Genomic DNA, 19,878 nt, shown 5'->3' with positions numbered 1-19,878 from the left:
TCGACTAAGGACGGAGGAGGCTAGTAATGAAACATATGAGAACAGTTACTATTCTATCTGTACTAATTAGTGTCCTTGCAGCGGTTGCTGCAGGTTATGGTCTCTTTTCAGGCAGCAGTGGCAGCGGGGATGAATATACCTTTACAACCCTATGGGGCGAAGCGGTGCAGATCTATGGAACGGGTGTATATAGTCACGAATCTGTATCTATGGCTGCCCAGGCCAAGGGTCAGGATGCTGTCACCCTATTAATGGCCATTCCTTTACTACTTATCTCACTCCTAATGACAGCTAAAGGATTGGTGAAGGGAAGGCTGCTGTTAGCTGGAACACTCGGTTATTTTTTATATACCTATGCTTCTTACAGCTTTCTGGCGATGTTCAACCCCTTGTTTTTGGTTTACGTAATGCTGCTTTCGGCTAGCTTCTTCGCCTTTATCTTAACACTGTTGTCCTTTGATAAAGATCGGCTGCATACCTATTTCAAGAAATCTTTTCCTGCCAAGGCTTTAGGCTCCTTTCTGCTATTTATAGCCTTTATGATTCTGATGCTGTGGCTAGGTAAAATAATAAATCCGCTGTTAAGCGGCACTGTACCGGAAGGATTGGAGCACTACAGCACGCTGGTTATTCAGGCGTTGGATCTAGCGATCGTAGTTCCAGTCGCCACTGTTACCGGAATTCTGCTTATCCGTAGACAACCGATTGGCTATCTGATGGCAGCTGTTGTCATCTTCAAAGCCGTAACATTGCTAACTGCAATTTCAGCTATGCTTGTGGCAATGGTTGTTGCAGGTGAGGAGGTTTCATCGGCAGAGCTGGTTATATTTCCGGTTTTTAATGTTGGCGTCATCGTCTGTATGATTATTTTATTGCGAAATGTGATTGAACCTGCAAGACAATAAACAAGGCCAACAGGCTGAAAAGGAGATTGTGTGATGAAGACAATTATCGTATATACCTCGAAATATGGATGTACTGAGAAGGCGGCTTACGAATTGAAGACCCGGCTGTCCGGAGAGACCGAGGTAGTCAATCTTATGCATGCCAAAGAGCCATCGCTTGCTCCATATGACACAGTTGTCTTGGGCGGGTCTATCTATTTCGGGAAAATTCAGAAGGAAATGTCTGCCTTTGCGAATAAGTATCAGCAGGAGCTTTTGACTAAAAGAGTAGGATTATTTATCTGTGCTGGAATGAAAGGGGAACAAGTGGCACAAGAATTAACTGCAGCTTATCCTGTAGAGGTGTACAATAGGGCACTTGCCAAGGAAACATTTGGGGATGAGGTTTATGCAGAGAAGCTAACCTTACTGGACAAATTCATCCTGCGAATGGTGAAAGGGAAGAAGCATGAAGCTGCGGGATTGTCGACGACAACCATAGAGACCTTTGCTAAGGTTATGTCCGATAAAGTAGGATAACGTACTTGACCAAGCAAAGTAGTGCCAACGAACTTAATTTTATAAAAATTCATTATATGAAAAATTCACAATAGAAAACTCAAATAAAAATCACCTCCTTATCCACTTTAATTCAAATATCAACTACACAGCTATCCATATCCTAAACCCAGTTTAAAAGATGAAATAACACATTCCATCAGACTAGTCTATGCTTTATTGCAATGGCTATTTCCAAAGCCAACATCGCGTTATGGAGAGATAAAGTGGATTCGCTACCCTCGCGCAAGCACTGAAGGGCATATTTGATACTCTGTTCGTACGGATTTGCCTTTTCTAAGATGATTGATTCTCTTCCGGATGAGGTATATTCGTATAATGTTGATTCAATAACGCCATTCATATCGTCACTTTCATGAAATATAAGCTTGGCATGCTCGAAGAACGCCTCATACCCAACCGTAAAGGGATAAGTCTCTGGCATTTGGGAAGAAACAAGGATCTCTGCGGACACATCCGATTGTTCAAAAAATACCCGCACCAGCGCTTCACCATCTGTACCCGCATTATTGCCCCAAACTGTAAATTTGTCTGCTGCTCCCAGCAGCCAGGTTAGAAAATCCAACTCATGGATCATCAGATTTGTAGTGATGGAGTCAAGTCCCAGGTCTCCCCACATCGGGGAGGTCTCTCTTTTTAAGGTGAAGGATAAGAGCTTTCCGTATTTCTGCTGCTGAACAGCCTCGTAAAGGTATTTATAGGCAGGATCGAATTTGATAAACTGGTTGACCAATATTTTTTTACCGTATTGTACTTCTGCTTGCTTCATGTCCAAGGCATCTGCTAATTCATAGCAAACCGGTGTCTCACAGAATACATGCTTCCCGTTCTTTAGTGCTTCAATGGCGTAGTGTTTATGTAGGGGAGTGGGCAAGCAAATATCAATAACATCAATGTCGGCATCAAACAAAATATCATCGATATCTGTAGTAACCTCAACTTTCAACTCTTCCTGCAGCTTCTGCAACTTAACTTCGTTCCTTCCGAAGACGACAACTCTGCCGATGTGCTCCATTTTACTTAGTAACTCGACATGATAGGCTCCAAAGCCGGTTCCCAATACACCAATGTTCATATCTATTCGCTCCTTCCATCTTATGTATATAATGATATACTTCTAATGTTGACAACAGATTGGCAACAATTATTTGAGGATTAGAAAGATATATCGCTGGACTACATTGGAGGGTTCCATAATGAGATTACATCGCTTAATTGCTATTTTGTTATTAATAGAATCCAGAGGGAGGATGAAGGCACACGAGCTGGCCCTTGCGCTGGAGACTTCTGTCCGTTCTATCTATAGGGATATTGATGTGCTGGCGGAAGCAGGGATTCCAATGGTCACAACACCAGGTCCTCAGGGTGGAATTTCATTAATGGAGGGTTATACGGTCAATCTCAAACAGTTGCACGGAGAAGAGGTCATCAATCTGTATTTAACAGGTATGGGGATGTATGCAGGAGGGGGGCATGAGTCAGCTGTGAAGCTCAATAATACTCTCCTAAAGCTGGAAAAGACGTTGCCTGCGAACTATCAAATAGATGTTGAGAAAGCCAAACACCGCTTTTATTATGATGATACGCCTTGGTGGACAGAACGTATTGCTATACCGTGTCTTGAAGCAGTGCGGACAGCAGTTTGGAACTCCCGAAAGATCATCATTCAGTACAGTAAGGTTAATGGAGACTCATCTTCTCGTACATTACATCCGTATGGTCTAGTGGTGAAGAAGATGGATTGGTATCTTGTGGCCTTTTGCGAGGGAGCAGGACAACTTCGGACCTTCAAATGCGAGCGAATCACTTCAGTAAAGCTCACGGATGAACACTATTTGATCCCTGCGGAGTTCACCTTAGAGGAACATTGGAAGGACCGGGAAAGGTCTTTTAAGCAGACGCGCAGTGAGGAAGAAGTGTACCCAGTAGTCCTGAGAACAGATAGAATGAATAAGGATTTGTTGAATAGATTGGAGGTTACAGAGACTGTAACTGATGGAGCGCAGCTCATTTTGACTGTGAATATGTATAGTTACGAAAGGGCCTGCTCCGATATTATGCATATCATAAGCCAAGCCGAAATTGTGGAACCACTGGAATTAAGGCAGTATATTGTGGGGAAACTAAGGGTGCTGCAAAAAGTGTATCGTTAGCTATATTTACTTCAAAAAAATAGTTTTTTAATTAGTTAACATATTATATATTATGTTAACTAATTAAGCATGCCGTATGATATATTCTAAGAAATGTACATATACAATAATTCCCTGGTATTCTCAGTGCTAATAAATAGTGCTTGCCTTAAAGTTAACTTTAAGGCGTATGCTCTTTTTAGAGCTTCTAAAATGCAGAAATGAGGAATTTCAAAATGAAAACTTCTTTAAGTAATGAAGAGACCCTTCAAGCCCCAATCTCCTCGGGCTTTGGTCCCCAGACAACGGCGCAGGAAGTAGTGGGTGATCTTGATCTGACAGGAAAGATAGTGATTGTTACAGGCGGTTATTCCGGCATTGGACTGGAGACATCGCGTGTACTGGCGGAGGCTGGCGCTACAGTTATTGTGCCGGCGAGAACGCCGGAGAAGGCTCGGGCGGCAGTGGCAAATATTCCACGGCTGGAACTGGAGGCATTGGATCTTATGGACCCGGCTTCGATTGATGGCTTTGCCCAGCGCTTCCTCGAGTCAGGGCGACCGCTACACATGCTAATTAATAGTGCCGGTATTATGGCTGCTCCACTCTCACGAGATGCACGAGGCTACGAATCTCAGTTTGCTACGAATCATCTGGGCCATTTCCAATTAACAGCCCGCCTCTGGCCCGCTTTAAGACAAGCTGGAAATGCAAGAGTCGTCTCCGTTTCCTCGCGTGCACATCGCATGGGTGGCGTAGACTTTAGTGACCCAAACTTTGAGCATAGAGAATACGATAAATGGCAGGCTTATGCCCAGTCTAAATCGGCAAATGTATTGTTCGCCGTTGCCCTGGATACAAAAGGTAGAGCACATGGCGTTCGTGCTTTCTCTGTGCACCCCGGACTGATCCCTTCATCAGATGTCGGCCGTTTCTTAACAGAAGAAGACGTAGCTCCTAAACCTGTCTTACAGAATGAACAGGTTAAGCCTGCTGTAGAGGGAAAGGGCGAGTATTTGAAGTCAACTTCGCAAGGAGCATCCACCAATGTCTGGTGTGCAGTAAGCCCACAGCTTGAAGGTCTAGGTGGTGTCTACTGCGAGGATGCTGATATTGCTGAAGCTGTTCCTGCTGACAGCCTGCAGGGTACTGGGGTACGTCCGTGGGCGATAAACTCCGAATATGCAGAGCAGCTCTGGCAGCTGAGCGAGAAACTTACAGGTGTGAAGTTCGATTTGTAAGCATAGCAACAATAGGAATAAGTTATCGTGTGAAAATTCTTATCTTTTTAAATAAAAATGGCGGCCCAATGGGTCGCCATTTCTCTGTACTATAAGGTGAATTCATTTAGCACTACAGCTTTATTGCCGACTCGCCTATAGATGAGCTTTTTTCTCTGGCAGTAAGCCTCCTATGAGCAGTAATGAGAAAAGGCAGGCCTAACGCCGTAGTTAAAGCCAACGGAATAAAGACAGCAGGGCCATTGCTAGCCCCGAATTGATCCAGCAGCAGCCCCCCGAATATAGGAGCCATCACGTTGCCAAAATTATTAAATCCAATCGTACCAAAGTACGTGCCTTTCCATTCCGGCTGGGCAATCCGATCGATCAGCATATCCATCATGGTAAAGAGCAATACCTCTCCAATGGTGAACAATACAACGCTAAACATCAGCAGAGCGACCCCTCCAGCCACTCCAAATAGCAATAGACTCAGAGCAACACAGGCATTCCCTAGAATTAAGGGAATTAGCGGTGGGAATTTACTGGCAGTACGGACAATGGGATACTGGACCACCAGCACGGTCACTGCATTTAACGACAGCATATAAGAGAATAACTGTCTGCCATCGGAAAAGTGAGTGTTCATTGCTAAATATTGCGCCAATGTTGAACTGAAATGGCCGTAACCCAGCACACAAAAGGTAGTGCCCAGCAGTACAGGCAAGAACACACGGTCACGTCCGGTCGTCGCCAGTGCTTCGCGTAAGCGTGGAGCTTGGACCACGGAACGGGCGGGCAGGCTCGAGTGGTGAACCGAGAACTGTAGGAACAGCACCAGCCCATAGGCGATATAGACGATTCCGGCAATCATAAAGGGGAAGGTAGACTTGGCAGAACCAAGCTGCAGGCCGATGATTGGACCAAAGACAACACCTAAATTAACGGCTGCATATCTCAGATTAAAGACCAGTAGCTTATGATCAGGTGGAGTAATATCAGACAGAAGTGCGCGTGAAGTAGGTTCGAAGACAGCCCGGCATAGCCCGTTCAGCGTATTTACCAGAAAGAACACCCACAAATGCTGAGCCGCAGAGAAACCGAAAAATACACCAGCCCAGCAGAATACAGAAATTAGCATAACGGTTTTACGACCAATAATATCGGAGATATAACCTCCGTAGAAGCTGATCATGACCCCAGCCAGTGAACTCACAGCGACTGTAAAACCGGTTTGTGTAGGCGTAGCGCCAAGCACTTGGGTCAAATAGATAGATAAGAAGGGTATGCTCATGGAAGTTACAAGCCGTCCGAACATCGTACCTAGAATGATGGTCCAGGCTAAAGGGTGAATATGGCGCAAGTGTTGATTCATAATAAAGGGGATCTCCTACTCTAAGACTATAATATGGGGACTGCAAATGTTGCGCTGCTTTAGGTATAATTGTAAAGGTAAAAGGGGGAAGTAAAAGTGTAAGGTTTACATCTTGTCTTTCACCTTTAAAGGAGCTAATACGAATGGACAATATTACCGCTCATTTTGTGCGATTGGCAGCTGCCATTAATATCCCTTCCAGAATACATGAGCCTATTTCAACAACCATTGAAGGACTAGCCGCCATTCTTTGCTGTACTCCGCGGAATGTGAAGTTTATTCTGCGAAAGCTGGAGGAACAAGCATTTATTGCGTGGCTGCCCGGACGTGGGAGGGGTCATACCTCTCAGCTAACTTTTTTACGGAGTGTTGAAGAAGTCCTTGAGGACAGCTTTCAGGAATTAATCAACAAAGGGAGAATTAAGGATGCGATCGAATTCATCGGAAACATTGACGTGAATGGAGCTTTGAAGGAGCGATTATTAACGGCATTAAACAAGCAGATGGGGTTTCGTGGGGAAGCCGAGTCCACCTCAGGATTGGATGTGTTGCGCATTACCCGCAATCGCCATATGGAGAAGCTGGACCCGGCTTTGGTATACACTGCTTTTGAATCGTATTTACTGGGACACATTTGTAGTACCTTAGTGTCCTATGATGCAGCCAGCCGTACGTTTCTTCCGGGTCTGGCTCATATGTGGGAATCGAATGAAGAGCATACTCGCTATACTTTTTATTTGCGCAAGGGTGTGCGCTTTCATCATGGCAGGAGCATGACCTCCCGGGATGTGAAAGAAACACTGCAGCGGTTGACCGACCTAAACAGTCCAGCCTTATGCCACTATCGGGATATTGCAGCGGTTGAGCTTGAGGGTGATCACCGTATCCGCTTCGAGCTGCACCGTCCAAATCTTTTTTTTCTGCATTTGTTCAGCTGTATTCATATGTCGATTGTTCCTTTTGATGTAGACTTCGCTCAAGGAGCGGTGGGGACAGGGCCATACCAGCTAACTGATCTTAATGAAGATGTCTTGGTTCTGACTGCATTTGATTATTACTATGGAATCCGTCCGCTTCTGGACCGGGTTGAGATTTGGTATTTACCAGAGCTCGGCACCAACGAACGCCAATATCAGCTGCCCGATGTCGACCAGCAGAATCTCCCGTCTAATGTGTGTGATAACAATAGTATTGACTATCCGGCCTTGGGTTGCCGATATTTGTTGTTCAATTTCCACAACAAAGGGGTTCATCACCATATTGCCTTTAGGCAAGTCATGCGTATCCTATACAATCAAGTGGCTCTGGTTAGGGAATTGGGTGGTAATCGGATCACGCCAGCTGACAGCCTATTGCCATGGAATAGTAGTCAACGACAGTGGACGGAGTCTTCTTTTGAGCAGGTAAAGGAACTGTTGCGGGTTAGCGGGTACGAAGGAGAGAGCATAACCATTGCTTTTATGGCCAAAAAGGAAGAACAAGAGGAAGCAGGATGGCTGCAAGCACGCGGAGCATTAGTTGGACTGCGAATAGAATTACACCCACTGAATGAATATAATCAGGAGACTATACAGAACAACGCTGATTTGTTAATTGCTGAAGAGGTGCTGGAGGATGATTGGCAGTGGGGAATGATCAATTACTTTAGGAATGAATCCAATTCCTTATGTTTTTTGCTGCGGGACACTCAACGGGCAGTTCTTTATCGCGAGCTGGAACATTTCTCACAATTACCTAGAGAGGAGAGGGGAGAACTACTCAATACAGCAGAAGGGGTACTGCGAGATAATTATTGGGTGCTGCATGGCTGTCATATTAACAAAAGAGCGCAGCTCAATCAAAGCCTGTTTGGCCTGCATGCCGGATCATTTGGTTTCCTAGATATTTCTAAGCTATGGATAAAAACAGGGCTGCAAAAAGATAACACAACAAATTGAGTCTTGTGGAGCTACTTAAATGGATATATACCATAAAAGAACCCTTAAGCCACTTGGAAGCAGGCTTAAGGGTTCTTTTGCATCGAGAGAGGGGCATTATAAGACAGGCGCTTTTTTCATAAACGAACTATCGAGTCTATCTACTAAAGGCCCGTTTAATTCTGACAAGCGTTTAACTTCAATCCATTCAGGGTCATTCTGGAAGTTTTCAAAGTTGCGATTTCTCGTCTCCAGGTCCGGATGCTCGACGACATAATAAAGACGGTTATTACTAGCATCTACGTCTTCCCAAAATTCTGTTATGTTCATCCCGTGGTTCGCAAACAGTTGAACCGTATGATCCTTGAACCTTGTCAGGATGTCCTGCATCTTGCCGGGATGGACGTGATAGGTCCGCAGCTCGTAAATCATAGGGGGTTTACCTTCCTTCTTGTCTCAAATGAATAGCTATGCTTATCATACATAATAAACTATGAAATTGTAAGTGGAAAAGCCGTAAATCAGGCACAAAAAAACAGCGTATAACTTAAATTATACGCTGTTTCGTGTCTAAGACATTTTTATAGGTCTAGTAGGGCAACTGGACATGATAATTCGTCTCTTTTTTTGCGAAAATTTACAAATAACGGACATCAATATCTCTAAACCGACCAGACAACATTTTGGGCATGCGGAGTTGTAATGAACCTTGCTTAAAAGTCGCTTTGCTCTGTTCCGGATTAACAGGAAATGGAAGCTGGATAATTTCACTCTGCTCTTTGCCCAGACCGTTGATCTTTATCTGCGTCCGGTTCAGCTGTACCCAAATATTCTCAGGATGGACTCGGCTGGGAATGGTGATTTTGGAAATCAGGAAGTTGTGGGTATCGACATGTTCATAGTGCAGGCCGCCCGATTCACCCTCATTGTTCAAGGAAGAGGAGGTAGCCTCTTTGATTATTTTTTCCACATAGCTGTCGATTTGGTTCGGGTCAAGCTTCCACTGTTCCTCTAGAGCTTTGAGAGATAATTGTTTTTTGAAAAAGGGATCCTCACTCAGCCAATCCAAAGGGTTCGACTTTTTTGAACTCATAGAGTCTATAGCCTCCTTCATTTTTATCCATTGTATGGGCGAGCGACTTTTTTAGTGACACTTGGGCTAATATCTACATAGAATGGCGTATCCTTCTGAAAGGAGGTGGAATCGTGGTTTCCATCATTGGCAACATTAAAATCAACAGCGTGGGCCCCAGTTCCACAGTCTTAGTAGGAAATACGGCATCCGTTATCTTAAGCAGCAACTCGAAAATCTATGCCGGTGCCAACTCTTTCTCTATTGGAGATTCCATCGGTACGAATATTACGAATAACGCGGCCAGCAGTACCAATACGATGGATTCAGATGTGGTGGATCAGGTATCGCCGCCTTAAGGGGTGTGGTGTAATGAATCTTTCGGTATATCAGTGTATATCGGTCCATAGTCTTAGCATCGGAACCCTCTCGGCCTCCTCCATTCTGCAGATTGGCACTTCCGGGAAAATCAACGCCTTGTCACATAGCTATCAGAACTCGGGGGCAGCAATGCCAGCTTTTTCTCCGGTAGCTAAAGACGACTCACCACCTCTTGTTCCTTTGCCGGCGCCGGCTGAACTATATCCCCGTTGAATTAGGCTCTCTGGCTTCGCATACAATAAACCATAGGAGGGGGTTGTATGCACCCGTATTACGTTCAACAGGTCTTTAATGAGTTAAGAACGCAAGCTCTGAAGCTGCAGCAGCTTGAGAAACAGCTTGAAGAGCTGCAAAAAGATGTGGAAATTCTAAAAAATAATAAATCTGCTGCTATCGGACCTATTAATTATCATTTTGAGCAGCTGAAGATTGAAAAATTGGAAGGTACCCTAAACATAGGAATAACACCGAATGAGGGGAATAATCTGGACGAGGCCGTAGTGAACGGTCAAACGATTGGATCACAGTCACAGGATGCGGAGAAACAGGCCTTATCTGAAAAAATCAGTCCGCCGCTTGCAGCTTATCTGCAGAATGAGGTTCCTGAACAGTTCGTTCGCCGGGCAAGAGAGCGGAATGCAAACATAAACCCGCAGTATCTCCAAATGGTTACTCAGGACCTTGAGCAGCAAATGGACGGGCGGATCGAGGAGTATCTGAGTCAGCTTCCTGTTGCACAGGAGGGCCGTGACAACATTGAAGAGGTCTGTGCATCGATCGTTGCCCAAATTAAACGGGATATAGACACAGCCGTGCAGCGGCATATGGAATTGGAAGATAAACGGAAGGCGGGATTAGTATGAAAATGCTTGTTGTGAACAAGGAACTAAACGTGGGGGCAGTAAAGGTGGTTTCGATTTCAGGCTCATCGGTATTTTTAGTTGGAGATACGCAGAATATTCACTGTTCTTCTATTGTTGACAGCATAACGGAGCAAGGAACAAAAGATCCAGCACAAAATGGTGTGATTGCGTCTGATTCCACTGTTCCCAATAAAGACTTTTAACCCATGCGCACTTTCAGTATTCAAAATATCTATATTAATGACCTGTCGAACAGCTCCCTATTTATTTGTGGGTCTGCGGGGAACATCAAATCGAGTTTTGCCGGGAGAAAAGAAACTGCCCAGTTTAGCGAACATTCAGTTGACAACGATGCCAGGGATGAAGCTTTTGATACTTTGTGTGCAAGGCCTTACTTAATTGGGCTTGTTGGTGAGTACGAGCAGGGGGAGGAAGCTGAATGTGAGATACTGAATTCCCCCTCGGAATCGATTGTGAGAATAGAGGGCATCAAAGTCTTGTCCATTTCCAGCGGGACTACCTTTCAGATCGGCGATTGTGATTCTATCGACCTGAAAAGTCGTACTCGGGAGATAAAACAGGCGAATTCTCCTAATGCATAATGATTTATCTTATTCGGCCTGAAATCTGATGATAGCGGAGTTGCATTTTATTCCAATTGAATTATTAGTTAACATAACTATAATTATGTTAACCAATAATTCAATTAAGCTGAAACAGGGTAATACAAGAATATAAATCATTTCAACTGGAGGTTACTTACATGGGATTTAACTTAGGTGGATTTAACTTAAAGGGTTTAATAGATACAGTAAAAGAAGGCGGGATTGGTGAGCTGTTGCAAAACCTTCCTCTAGATCAGCTTCCCCTGGACCAACTGTTGGAGAAACTGCCGCTTGACCAGCTGCTGTCCAGCTCTTTTTTGCAGGAATTCACATCATTTGAATCACTTCAGGATATGCTGCAACAAGGCGGATTCTCTGCTGCCTCTGTCGAGGATGTAAAGTCGCTGCCGCTGGACCAGTTAAATGAGCATGTTAACCAGTCGACATCATTTGGTTCGTTTAAAGACATGCTGTCAAAAGCCGCCGAATACTATACTCAGCGTAAATAAAACCGTGATAGGATTGATTATTAAGTTTAAAAATGACATTCATTAAAAAAAGGTAGCCATCTGGCTACCTTTTTTTGCATGTTCGATTTGAGATTCATTTGAGATTCGTTACTCAGGAACATCCTGTAACCACTCAGTAGCCAGCTTGATGGCACCTTTTTTGGCGTTGGTCTCAGCCAGCACGTTCAGCATCACAAAATCATGAATGATCCCTTGGAAACGTACAGCTTTTACAGGTACTCCTGCTTCAAGCAATTTGGCAGCATAGGCTTCGCCTTCGTCACGCAATACGTCAGCTTCGGCAGTAATGACCAAAGCTTCAGGCAAATCCCGCAGTTGGTCAAGGGTAGCACGAAGCGGAGAAGCGGTAATCTGTGCGCGTTGTTGTGGATCGGTTGTGTATTGATCCCAGAACCATTTCATCCCATCGCGCTGTAGGAAGTATCCTTCAGCGAACTGATGATAGGATTCGGTATCAAAAGAGGCATCGGTCACAGGATAGAACAACAGCTGTTTGGAGATTTTGGGACCGCTGCGTTCTTTAGCCATTAGGGTAATCGCTGCGGCCATATTCCCACCGACACTGTCTCCGCCAACAGTAAGTTTATTAGGGTCAAGACGATTCTCCGGTCCTTTTTCAGCAACCCACTCTAACACGGCATAGACTTCTTCGATAGCAGTCGGATATTTGGCTTCAGGCGATAGACTATAGTTGGGAAACACGACTGCTGCTTCAGCACCAACAGCCAATTCACGAATTAAGCGATCATGCGTATGGGCATTACCAAACACCCAGCCAGCACCATGGATATAGATGATAACTGGAAGAACTGATGATATAGAATTCTGCGGGCGGACAATCCGCACGGAAACCTCGCCGTTTGGACCACCAGGGATCATCATATCTTCGATTTCAGCCTCTGGTTTATTAATTTCACCGGACTGGACGGTATCAACGACTTCACGACCTTTAGCAGGACCTAGGTCAGACAGAAACGGGGGTTTAGCATTATCGTCGGCAAATTTCTGTGCTGCGTCTTCAAGCACTATCTTAATATTTTGGGGCATATTTATCGTCTCCTTTGTAATATCATAGTCAAGTTCCCTCTCTTCAAAACATAACCAACTGAGAGCAACCTGAAACGAATGATACAACATCGTTAAGAAGATCAGCCTATTTAGCCATATACATTGAAAGCGGGAATGAGTAAAATAATGGAAGTGAACAAACAATATCTACTGAGAATGCGGAGGGGTTTAATTTGAATTCTATTCAAGTATTAGATAAAGGATATGTCCGACTTGTAAATCACATGGGATCTGATCTAACCATAGCGAATGCAGCCAGAGTATCCTATGCAAAGGAATCCAATGAACTTACGGATCGGGATATAAAGTTAATCCAATTTCTTGCTCGTGAAGGGCATACTTCACCGTTTCGGCATGTGTTAGTACAATATGAAATCTATGCTCCTCTAATGGTCGCCAGACAGTGGTGGAAGTATGTCATTGGCTCTGCTCATTTTGAGGGGACTGGAGATAGCCTAGACGCATGGAATGAATCCAGTAGACGATATATAACGGAGGAACCTACTTTTTATATTCCTGCGGCTGAACAATGGAGGGGGAAACCTGCTAACAGTAAGCAAGGCAGTGGGGATATCGTAGAATGGGAAATAGGTCATAAGCACACAAAAGAATTAATGGACTACATAGAGCTTGGTGTAAAGAAATACGAAGCAGCATTAGAGGACGGAATTTGTGCCGAGCAAGCGAGATTATTTTTACCTTCGTATGGTTTATATGTTAGATGGTACTGGACAGCTTCCTTACAGTCGGTAAGTCATTTTCTCAATCAGCGTTTAGCCCATGATGCCCAGCGAGAAATACAAGATTATGCAAAAGCAATATTAGAGCTGACTAAACCTGTGTTTCCTTACGGGATTGATGAATTGTTAAATTAATTGCAAACATTATGCAAAAACCGCAGTAGCTCTTTAAAAAAGAGTCTACTGCGGTTATTTGGGTTTATTATGCTTTTCGTTTCACCTCATTTATTCCAATTATCTGAACCTCTTGTCCGGAGCTCCTTTGTTTGTTTTTGAAGTAGACGATCAATATAAATAATATGGTGATGAGCAGCGGATAACCAATCGCCCAGCCAGTAAAAGGAAACACGGCTGCTGTCGCCAGAAAAGAAATCCAACTGATCGTTACGCCTAAACGACTATCTTTTAATAATCGGATACCAGCTGCACAACCGCCCATATAGGTAAGAATGAATGTAGCGTTAGGGAACTGGATCAAGGTGGTGATGGAGAGAAGGCCGCTTCCATAGAGGAAAAGTACACTTACAAAACATACTAGCAGAAATCCGATTGCACCTGTTGGTGTATGATAGCGCTTGGACAGTTTGCCCATCCATTTCGGTGCATATTCTTGACGGGCTAAGGCAAAAGCGACACGTGAAGCAGCGCCCGTATAGGCAATAATGGTGGCTGTACAGATAAAGAGCCCAGTAACTCCGGCAATGAATCCGCCCCAGGCTCCGAGTGGTTGGCTGATAATCCAGACGAGCGAAGTGCTAGATCCGCCCTTCAGATAGCTTTGCGTTCCTACTGTAGCCAGAGCAGATAAGAAATACAGTATGCCCACAATGATGGCTGCAACGGTGACGCCTGTTACCGCTGCGCGCTGCGGGTCTTTGAACTCTTCAGAGAGGTGAGAGACCGCTTCCCAGCCAATAAAACACCAGAACAGAATCGCCGCTGCCCGACCGACACTCATCCAGCCGTGAGGTGCGAAAGGGGTGAAGTGTTGAACCTCCATCCGAGGAAGGGCTGCGGCAAACGAGAAGACCAGCACGGCAACGATCGCGATAACAACGGCAATCTGTACTTTGCCAGCGACCTGCATTCCGATCCAGTTCGTGAGGAGTCCAATAGCCAGCATAGCAGCAGCTATGGCAATTCTTGCACCATCGCCCCAGCCCATGGCGGCTGTCATATAACCTGCTCCGGTCAGTGCAGCCACGGGGCCACCAATAGGAACGGACATCAGAAAGAACCAGCCTACTAAAGCTCCAGCTCTTGGACCAAAAGCGAGGGTAACGAAATGCGAAACTCCTCCGGCATTCGGAAACTTGGCGGATAGCAGCCCCATCGATAAGGCCATCGGCAGGATCAGCAGCGTCATGAAGCCCCAAGCCAGCAGCGAAGCAGGGCCAGCCATTTCGGCAGCCAGACCGGGCACGATCAGCACCCCCGATCCGAGCACAGCCCCGATGTAGAGTGCAATGGCCTGTGGCAGACCAATATTTCTCTGTAGCGCATTTGTTTCCTTCATATATATGTAAACCAACTTTCCTTGTGTTTTATTATAGATTAACAGATAATAGACCCATTGGAAAAACGGAATTATCGAATCGCATCCATTCAAATTTCCGATGGTAGCGTATCGTCAGGAGGATCTTATGGAATCACGACATTTATTCACCTTTTTAGTGGTAGTTGAAGTAGGCAGCTTCACGCGTGCTGCGCAGAAGTTAGACTATGCCCAGTCAAGTATAACCGCACAGATTCAAGCTTTGGAGGCAGAGTTGGGCCAGCCTTTATTTGACCGGATCAGCAAAAAAATCACACTTACCGATGCCGGGCGGCGACTGCTGCCCTATGCCCAGGAAATTTCCAAGATGCATGCTTTGGCACAGGATGCTCTACGCTTTGACAGTGAGCTGTCCGGAACGCTGCGAATTGGAGCACCTGAATCTCTAGCCGCTTTTCGCTTGCCGGGGATTATTAAAGAATTCCGCGGGCGTTATCCGCAGGTGCAGATCATCCTCAAGCCAGGCGCTTGCTGGGAACTAACCGATTTCATTCGTTCTGGTGAACTGGATCTGGTGTTATTATTACAGCCGGAGACAGAATTCAAGGATATTCATATAGAAACACTCATTCACGAGGAAATGGCCCTGGTAGCACCGCTCCTACATCCACTGCATAACCTTATACAGGTCGAACCGCATCATCTCAAAGGTGAAACCATCTTGCATACGGAGACTGGTTGTTCCTATCGCATCTTATTCGAACGGCATCTAAATCATCATGGTGTGTTTCCAGACCCTAAGCTGGAATTCTGGAGTATTGAGGCGATTAAGCAATGTGTGATGGCTGGGCTCGGTATCTCATTCCTACCACTTGTCACCGTTAGAAATGAACTATCCGAAGGCAAGCTGGTTAAATTGAACTGGAATGATGAATCACAGCGGGTCGCCACGCAAGTAGCTTATCATCATAAGAAGTGGATGTCTCCAGCGCTTTCTGAATTTTTACTTACAGTACAAAAGCATGCAGTAGAGTGGAGGAAAGAACCGACGATCTGCTGAACAAGCTGATTGGGTTGAGTTTTCAAAGCTAATCTATGATACAATAGGTTGTCGAAAACCAAGGGGAGGCCAAAGCCGTGAATGACTGGATGGAAGACTACGAGGAAGAGCGTGAGGCCTTTCTAATCTGGATGAAGGATGCCGGCTACACCCCGTATACGCAGAAATCCTATCTCGCTGATGTCAGACAGTTTCTGGCTAGTCTGGGCGGCAAAAAGCTGGAGATAGTCAAAAAGCTGCATGTCGTTTCATACCTGACCTCAGTCCGTGAAAGCGGGGTAAGCGATGCAACTCGGAACCGGAAGCATGCTTCGGTCACCTGTTTTTTCAAGGCGTTGATTGAGCTTGAACTGTACTCCGTTAATCCAGCAGCTGGGATCAAGAAATCCAAAACAGATAAAAATCGTGAGCCAGTCTATTTGGATGAGAATGACCTGCAGCGGTTTTTGTCTGCTGTTGAGGGGAAATATAAAGGCCGGAATTTGGCAGTCTTTTTACTCATGTCCTACATGGGGCTAAGGGTTGGTGAAGTTCATACGCTGAATATGAATGATTATAATGTTGAAAGACGTTCGCTTCGCGTGTTCGGGAAGGGGCGTAAATGGCGGAATGTTCCGGTACCGGAGGACGTTGCTCCTTTTCTGGATCAGGCCTTGGAAGAACGTCTGGACCCCTGGCGTAGTAAAGAAGAAGCGATGTTCATTTCACAAAAAGGGCGCCGACTCTCTATTCGCGGGATTCAGCAGATTGCTGCGCAGACCTTTGAGCGCTTCCAAGCGCAAGTGCCTGTTGCTCATCGGCGTCCCTACTCCAGCCATAAGCTGCGCCATTCATTTGCCACGATGCTGCTGCGCAAAGGAGCGGATCTGCGCACGGTACAGGAGTTGCTGGGACATTCTTCAATTCAGACTACCACGGTATACACTCATATCACGAGTAGGGAGAAAGAAGAGGCTATGTCGAGGCTGCAAATTCGTATACCGGAGAATACCTTACAGCATTAATTGTAGTTTGAAATTCAGTTCCGAAGAGGATACTGACTAAGACTACTTTTTTAGAAATCAAATCCATTGGCAGGGTAAGTTGATCCATGTTATATTTATGTTAAGGAAACCCGGCCTTTTCGTAATGGTGGTAGCCCTCCATTCTACCTGAAGGGCGGTTTTTTTGGTCTGCTGTCCAGCAAGAAGAAACGGCTACGCTGTCCTGAATGGACGGCACCCGTTTCTTCGAGAAATGGTATTACAATTCTAGCGTGGCTATCTGCTCCTTTAGTTTCTCCGCGGATTGCTGGAACAGTGCTTGCTCATCCTTACTGAGTGGCAGATCTAGCACCTCGCGTACACCGGAGCGATCTACCACGCAGGGTGCACCAAGAAAGACATCTGAAACTCCATTATAGTTATTTAATAATGTGGAAACGTTTAGGACAGCCCCTTCATTGTTCAATATTGCAACAACGATTCGATCCAGGGCCAGCGCAATTGCATAAGAGGTAGAACCCTTGGCATCGATAATTTCATAAGCGGCCTTCTTGGTATCTTCAAAAATATCATTGCGCTCCGCTTCATCAAAGCCAAGGTCAATCCCGGCCACGTTAGCCAGGCTCCAGACCGGCAATTCCGAATCACCATGCTCGCCGATAATTTGTCCGTGAATGCTGCGCGGGTCAATTTCCTTATGAAGTCCAATCAAGTATCGGAAGCGGGCACTATCCAGCACCGTACCGGAACCGATGACGCGTCTGCGGTCGAAGCCGCTTATTTTTAAGGTAGCATAGGACAAAATATCAACTGGATTCGTTGCAATCAGCAGAATGGCATGATGATTATATTTGGTTATTTTCTGAATGATATCTTCAAAGATCGAAATATTCTTCTTCAGTAGATCAATCCGGGTTTCACCAGGCTTCTGGGAGGCGCCAGCGGTGACGATAATAATATCAGCATCCCGGCAATCTTCATAGCTACCTGCCCATAGCTTTACTCCACCAACAAAAGGCATGCCATGGTTCATATCCAGCGCTTCTCCCAGCGCCTTCTGATGGTTGACGTCTATTAACACTAACTCAGGCATGCGTTTGCGCAATAACAGAGTATAAGCTGTAGTTGCACCGACTGCACCAGTACCGATTACTACGACGCGGTTAGGCTTGAATGAGGGGGCCATAAGTAATATCTCCTCTAAATTTCGAATTTTTGGTAACCAATCTTATCCATCTTAGTTGCTATCCTTAGTGTTTTCATGCGGAGTCCTTTTAATCCATTACCCCGAAACAGACTAAGCGAACTATATTTCAGAAAGGTAATGTAAGATGTTAGCCTATCCGGTACTTTCTTGGTTAGAAGGCATCACTGTGAATATCCATAATAGTTAAGTCTTCGCTTATCCTGTTTATGATATTCAAATTTCTGGAGCAAATTATGAATATGGATAGATACCGCTGGATTGTTTGTGAAGCCTACGTGTTCAGAAGGGAGCTAATGTTGCTGCCAGCATTAACAACATCCCTTTAACAGATAGCAATACATAACTTTGACAGGAGAGAATTAAAGCATGGATTTATTTCGCAAAAAACCGCTCAGTGCCCCTATAAGCACTGAAGCAAACAATCTTAGCAAAACACTAGGTGCATTTGATCTAACGACACTAGGTGTTGGTGCCATTATCGGCACCGGAATTTTTGTAATGACAGGAGTTGCAGCTGCAGAGCATGCCGGACCAGGGCTTGTTCTTTCATTTGTTTTGGCTGGTTTTGCCTGTGTGCTCTCGGCGCTTTGTTATTCTGAGTTCGCCTCTACACTTCCAGTATCCGGCAGTGCGTATGCTTATAGCTATGTGGCCTTCGGCGAACTCTTGGCCTGGATACTCGGCTGGGACCTGGTGCTGGAATATGGAGTTGCGGCTGCTGCAGTAAGCAGTGGATGGTCCGGTTATTTCCAAGGCCTGCTGGACGGCTTTGGCGTTCATTTGCCCACAGCGCTGTCCGGGGCGTATAATGCGGACAAAGGCACTTTCATTAATTTGCCTGCAGTAATTATAATTTTACTTATTTCCTACTTACTGACCCGGGGAATCAAAGAAACGGCCCGATTTAATGCGATTATGGTTGTTATCAAGCTGTCTGTGGTCTTACTATTTATCATCACAGGTGTTTTCTATGTTAAACCGGAGAACTGGACACCTTTTATGCCCTTTGGTTTCCATGGTGTTGTTAACGGGGCGGCTACCGTATTTTTTGCCTATATAGGCTTTGATGCCATCTCTACTGCTGCTGAAGAGGTGAAGAGGCCTCAGCGCGACCTGCCGATTGGGATTATCTCTTCACTTGCGATTTGTACGGTGCTGTACATTGCTGTATCGCTCGTATTGACTGGTATTGTTCCTTATCAATTTTTAAATGTAAGTGATCCCGTATCATTTGCTCTCCGCTATGTAGATCAGAATATGATCGCTGGCCTTATCTCAGTTGGTGCAATTGCCGGAATGACTACGGTTTTACTGGTCTTGCTATTCGGACAGTCCCGTCTACTATTTGCGATCTCACGGGATGGACTGTTGCCGCAAGCCTTATCTAAGATAAGCGCTAAGACCCATACCCCAGTTCGAAGTACATGGATGGTAGGGGGGATTATTGCGCTATTGACCGGATTTGTGCCTCTGGATCGGCTGGCGAATCTCACTAGCATAGGCACTTTGTTTGCCTTTTTAGTAGTATCCTTGGGGATTATAGCCCTGCGATATACGCATCCGAACTTAAAAAGAGGTTTCACTGTACCTTGGGTTCCCTTTATCCCATTGCTTAGTGCGGCGGCTTGCGGGTATTTGATGTATAATCTGGGAAGTGAAACTTGGACGGGATTCTTTATCTGGCTGTTCATCGGACTCCTGATCTATGCACTTTATGGTTATCGCAGCAGTAAGCTGAATAAGAACAAATAAGAATCAACAATTATAG

At 45.2% G+C, this 19,878-nt stretch carries 21 protein-coding genes; 14 read left to right on the top strand and 7 right to left on the bottom strand.

The window, feature by feature from the left end; genetic code table 11:
• Window positions 1-26 precede the first annotated feature (26 nt).
• Together GJB61_RS15980 and GJB61_RS15975 are read left to right on the top strand one after the other, a co-directional pair.
• Complete coding sequence (locus tag GJB61_RS15980) at window positions 27-905, top strand: hypothetical protein (RefSeq protein WP_154119657.1); 879 nt, start codon at window positions 27-29, stop codon at window positions 903-905.
• Between the two features lie 33 nt (window positions 906-938).
• The gene (locus GJB61_RS15975) at window positions 939-1,424 is read left to right on the top strand and encodes a flavodoxin domain-containing protein (protein ID WP_154119655.1); all 486 of its coding nucleotides are present in this window, start codon (window positions 939-941) and stop codon (window positions 1,422-1,424) included.
• 178 nt (window positions 1,425-1,602) lie between these two features.
• Here GJB61_RS15975 and GJB61_RS15970 read toward each other — a convergent pair whose 3' ends face one another.
• On the bottom strand, window positions 1,603-2,538 hold the full coding sequence (locus GJB61_RS15970) for a Gfo/Idh/MocA family protein (protein WP_154119653.1): 936 nt from the start codon (window positions 2,536-2,538) through the stop codon (window positions 1,603-1,605).
• A gap of 121 nt (window positions 2,539-2,659) precedes the next feature.
• Here GJB61_RS15970 and GJB61_RS15965 point away from each other — a divergent pair, with 121 nt between their 5' ends.
• Window positions 2,660-3,616, top strand: coding sequence for a helix-turn-helix transcriptional regulator (locus GJB61_RS15965; RefSeq protein WP_154119651.1), 957 nt, complete (start codon window positions 2,660-2,662; stop codon window positions 3,614-3,616).
• 215 nt (window positions 3,617-3,831) lie between these two features.
• Complete coding sequence (locus GJB61_RS15960) at window positions 3,832-4,836, top strand: SDR family NAD(P)-dependent oxidoreductase (protein WP_154119649.1); 1,005 nt, start codon at window positions 3,832-3,834, stop codon at window positions 4,834-4,836.
• A gap of 112 nt (window positions 4,837-4,948) precedes the next feature.
• On the opposite strand, the gene GJB61_RS15955 is transcribed toward GJB61_RS15960, so the two are convergent.
• The gene (locus tag GJB61_RS15955; protein WP_154119646.1) at window positions 4,949-6,190 is read right to left on the bottom strand and encodes an MDR family MFS transporter; all 1,242 of its coding nucleotides are present in this window, start codon (window positions 6,188-6,190) and stop codon (window positions 4,949-4,951) included.
• Between the two features lie 143 nt (window positions 6,191-6,333).
• Here GJB61_RS15955 and GJB61_RS15950 point away from each other — a divergent pair, with 143 nt between their 5' ends.
• Window positions 6,334-8,127, top strand: coding sequence for an ABC transporter substrate-binding protein (locus GJB61_RS15950; protein ID WP_154119644.1), 1,794 nt, complete (start codon window positions 6,334-6,336; stop codon window positions 8,125-8,127).
• 96 nt (window positions 8,128-8,223) lie between these two features.
• On the opposite strand, the gene GJB61_RS15945 is transcribed toward GJB61_RS15950, so the two are convergent.
• On the bottom strand, window positions 8,224-8,538 hold the full coding sequence (locus tag GJB61_RS15945) for an NIPSNAP family protein (protein WP_154119642.1): 315 nt from the start codon (window positions 8,536-8,538) through the stop codon (window positions 8,224-8,226).
• A 205-nt stretch (window positions 8,539-8,743) separates the two neighbouring features.
• The gene (locus GJB61_RS15940) at window positions 8,744-9,199 is read right to left on the bottom strand and encodes an Hsp20/alpha crystallin family protein (RefSeq protein ID WP_154119641.1); all 456 of its coding nucleotides are present in this window, start codon (window positions 9,197-9,199) and stop codon (window positions 8,744-8,746) included.
• 113 nt (window positions 9,200-9,312) lie between these two features.
• On the opposite strand from GJB61_RS15940, the gene GJB61_RS15935 reads away from it, so the two are divergent.
• The 5 genes from GJB61_RS15935 (at window position 9,313) to GJB61_RS15915 (ending at window position 11,536) form a co-directional block, all read left to right on the top strand.
• The gene (locus GJB61_RS15935; RefSeq protein ID WP_036687577.1) at window positions 9,313-9,537 is read left to right on the top strand and encodes a spore germination protein; all 225 of its coding nucleotides are present in this window, start codon (window positions 9,313-9,315) and stop codon (window positions 9,535-9,537) included.
• A gap of 13 nt (window positions 9,538-9,550) precedes the next feature.
• A complete protein-coding gene (locus GJB61_RS15930; RefSeq protein ID WP_154119637.1) occupies window positions 9,551-9,772 on the top strand; it encodes a spore germination protein GerPB in 222 nt (73 codons plus the stop codon).
• A 47-nt stretch (window positions 9,773-9,819) separates the two neighbouring features.
• A complete protein-coding gene (gene gerPC, locus GJB61_RS15925; RefSeq protein WP_154119635.1) occupies window positions 9,820-10,422 on the top strand; it encodes a spore germination protein GerPC in 603 nt (200 codons plus the stop codon).
• Entirely contained in the window at window positions 10,419-10,625 is a 207-nt protein-coding gene (locus GJB61_RS15920) for a spore gernimation protein GerPD (protein WP_195724352.1), read from the top strand. The genes gerPC and GJB61_RS15920 overlap by 4 nt, the downstream gene beginning before the upstream one ends.
• 560 nt (window positions 10,626-11,185) lie before the next feature.
• On the top strand, window positions 11,186-11,536 hold the full coding sequence (locus tag GJB61_RS15915; RefSeq protein WP_154119633.1) for a hypothetical protein: 351 nt from the start codon (window positions 11,186-11,188) through the stop codon (window positions 11,534-11,536).
• A 108-nt stretch (window positions 11,537-11,644) separates the two neighbouring features.
• Here GJB61_RS15915 and GJB61_RS15910 read toward each other — a convergent pair whose 3' ends face one another.
• Window positions 11,645-12,604, bottom strand: a complete 960-nt coding sequence (locus GJB61_RS15910; protein ID WP_154119631.1) for an alpha/beta hydrolase — start codon at window positions 12,602-12,604, stop codon at window positions 11,645-11,647.
• Window positions 12,605-12,798: 194 nt separating this feature from the next.
• Here GJB61_RS15910 and thyX point away from each other — a divergent pair, with 194 nt between their 5' ends.
• Window positions 12,799-13,500 (top strand): FAD-dependent thymidylate synthase, encoded by a 702-nt coding sequence (gene thyX / locus GJB61_RS15905; protein WP_154119629.1) that lies wholly within the window; start codon window positions 12,799-12,801, stop codon window positions 13,498-13,500.
• Window positions 13,501-13,567: 67 nt separating this feature from the next.
• On the opposite strand, the gene GJB61_RS15900 is transcribed toward thyX, so the two are convergent.
• Window positions 13,568-14,881 carry an APC family permease gene (locus GJB61_RS15900; RefSeq protein WP_154119627.1) on the bottom strand — a complete coding sequence of 438 codons (1,314 nt, stop codon included), beginning with the start codon at window positions 14,879-14,881 and terminating at the stop codon, window positions 13,568-13,570.
• Window positions 14,882-15,008: 127 nt separating this feature from the next.
• Here GJB61_RS15900 and GJB61_RS15895 point away from each other — a divergent pair, with 127 nt between their 5' ends.
• Together GJB61_RS15895 and GJB61_RS15890 are read left to right on the top strand one after the other, a co-directional pair.
• The gene (locus tag GJB61_RS15895) at window positions 15,009-15,920 is read left to right on the top strand and encodes a LysR family transcriptional regulator (RefSeq protein ID WP_154119625.1); all 912 of its coding nucleotides are present in this window, start codon (window positions 15,009-15,011) and stop codon (window positions 15,918-15,920) included.
• Window positions 15,921-16,009: 89 nt separating this feature from the next.
• Entirely contained in the window at window positions 16,010-16,924 is a 915-nt protein-coding gene (locus GJB61_RS15890) for a tyrosine-type recombinase/integrase (RefSeq protein WP_154119996.1), read from the top strand.
• Window positions 16,925-17,162: 238 nt separating this feature from the next.
• Here the strand turns inward: GJB61_RS15890 and GJB61_RS15885 are convergent, their stop codons facing one another.
• Window positions 17,163-18,089: an L-lactate dehydrogenase gene (locus tag GJB61_RS15885; RefSeq protein ID WP_154119623.1), complete on the bottom strand. Its 927-nt coding sequence runs from the start codon at window positions 18,087-18,089 to the stop codon at window positions 17,163-17,165.
• A gap of 387 nt (window positions 18,090-18,476) precedes the next feature.
• Between GJB61_RS15885 and GJB61_RS15880 the strand changes: the two genes are divergently transcribed.
• Window positions 18,477-19,862: a branched-chain amino acid transporter BcaP gene (locus GJB61_RS15880; RefSeq protein WP_154119621.1), complete on the top strand. Its 1,386-nt coding sequence runs from the start codon at window positions 18,477-18,479 to the stop codon at window positions 19,860-19,862.
• Window positions 19,863-19,878 lie beyond the last annotated feature (16 nt).

It is taken from the genome of Paenibacillus monticola (assembly GCF_009664975.1).
Classification (GTDB): Bacteria; Bacillota; Bacilli; order Paenibacillales; family Paenibacillaceae; genus Paenibacillus_AQ; species Paenibacillus_AQ monticola.
Note: the sequence above shows the minus strand (reverse complement) of the source record. Positions and strands in the feature narration are given on the sequence as shown.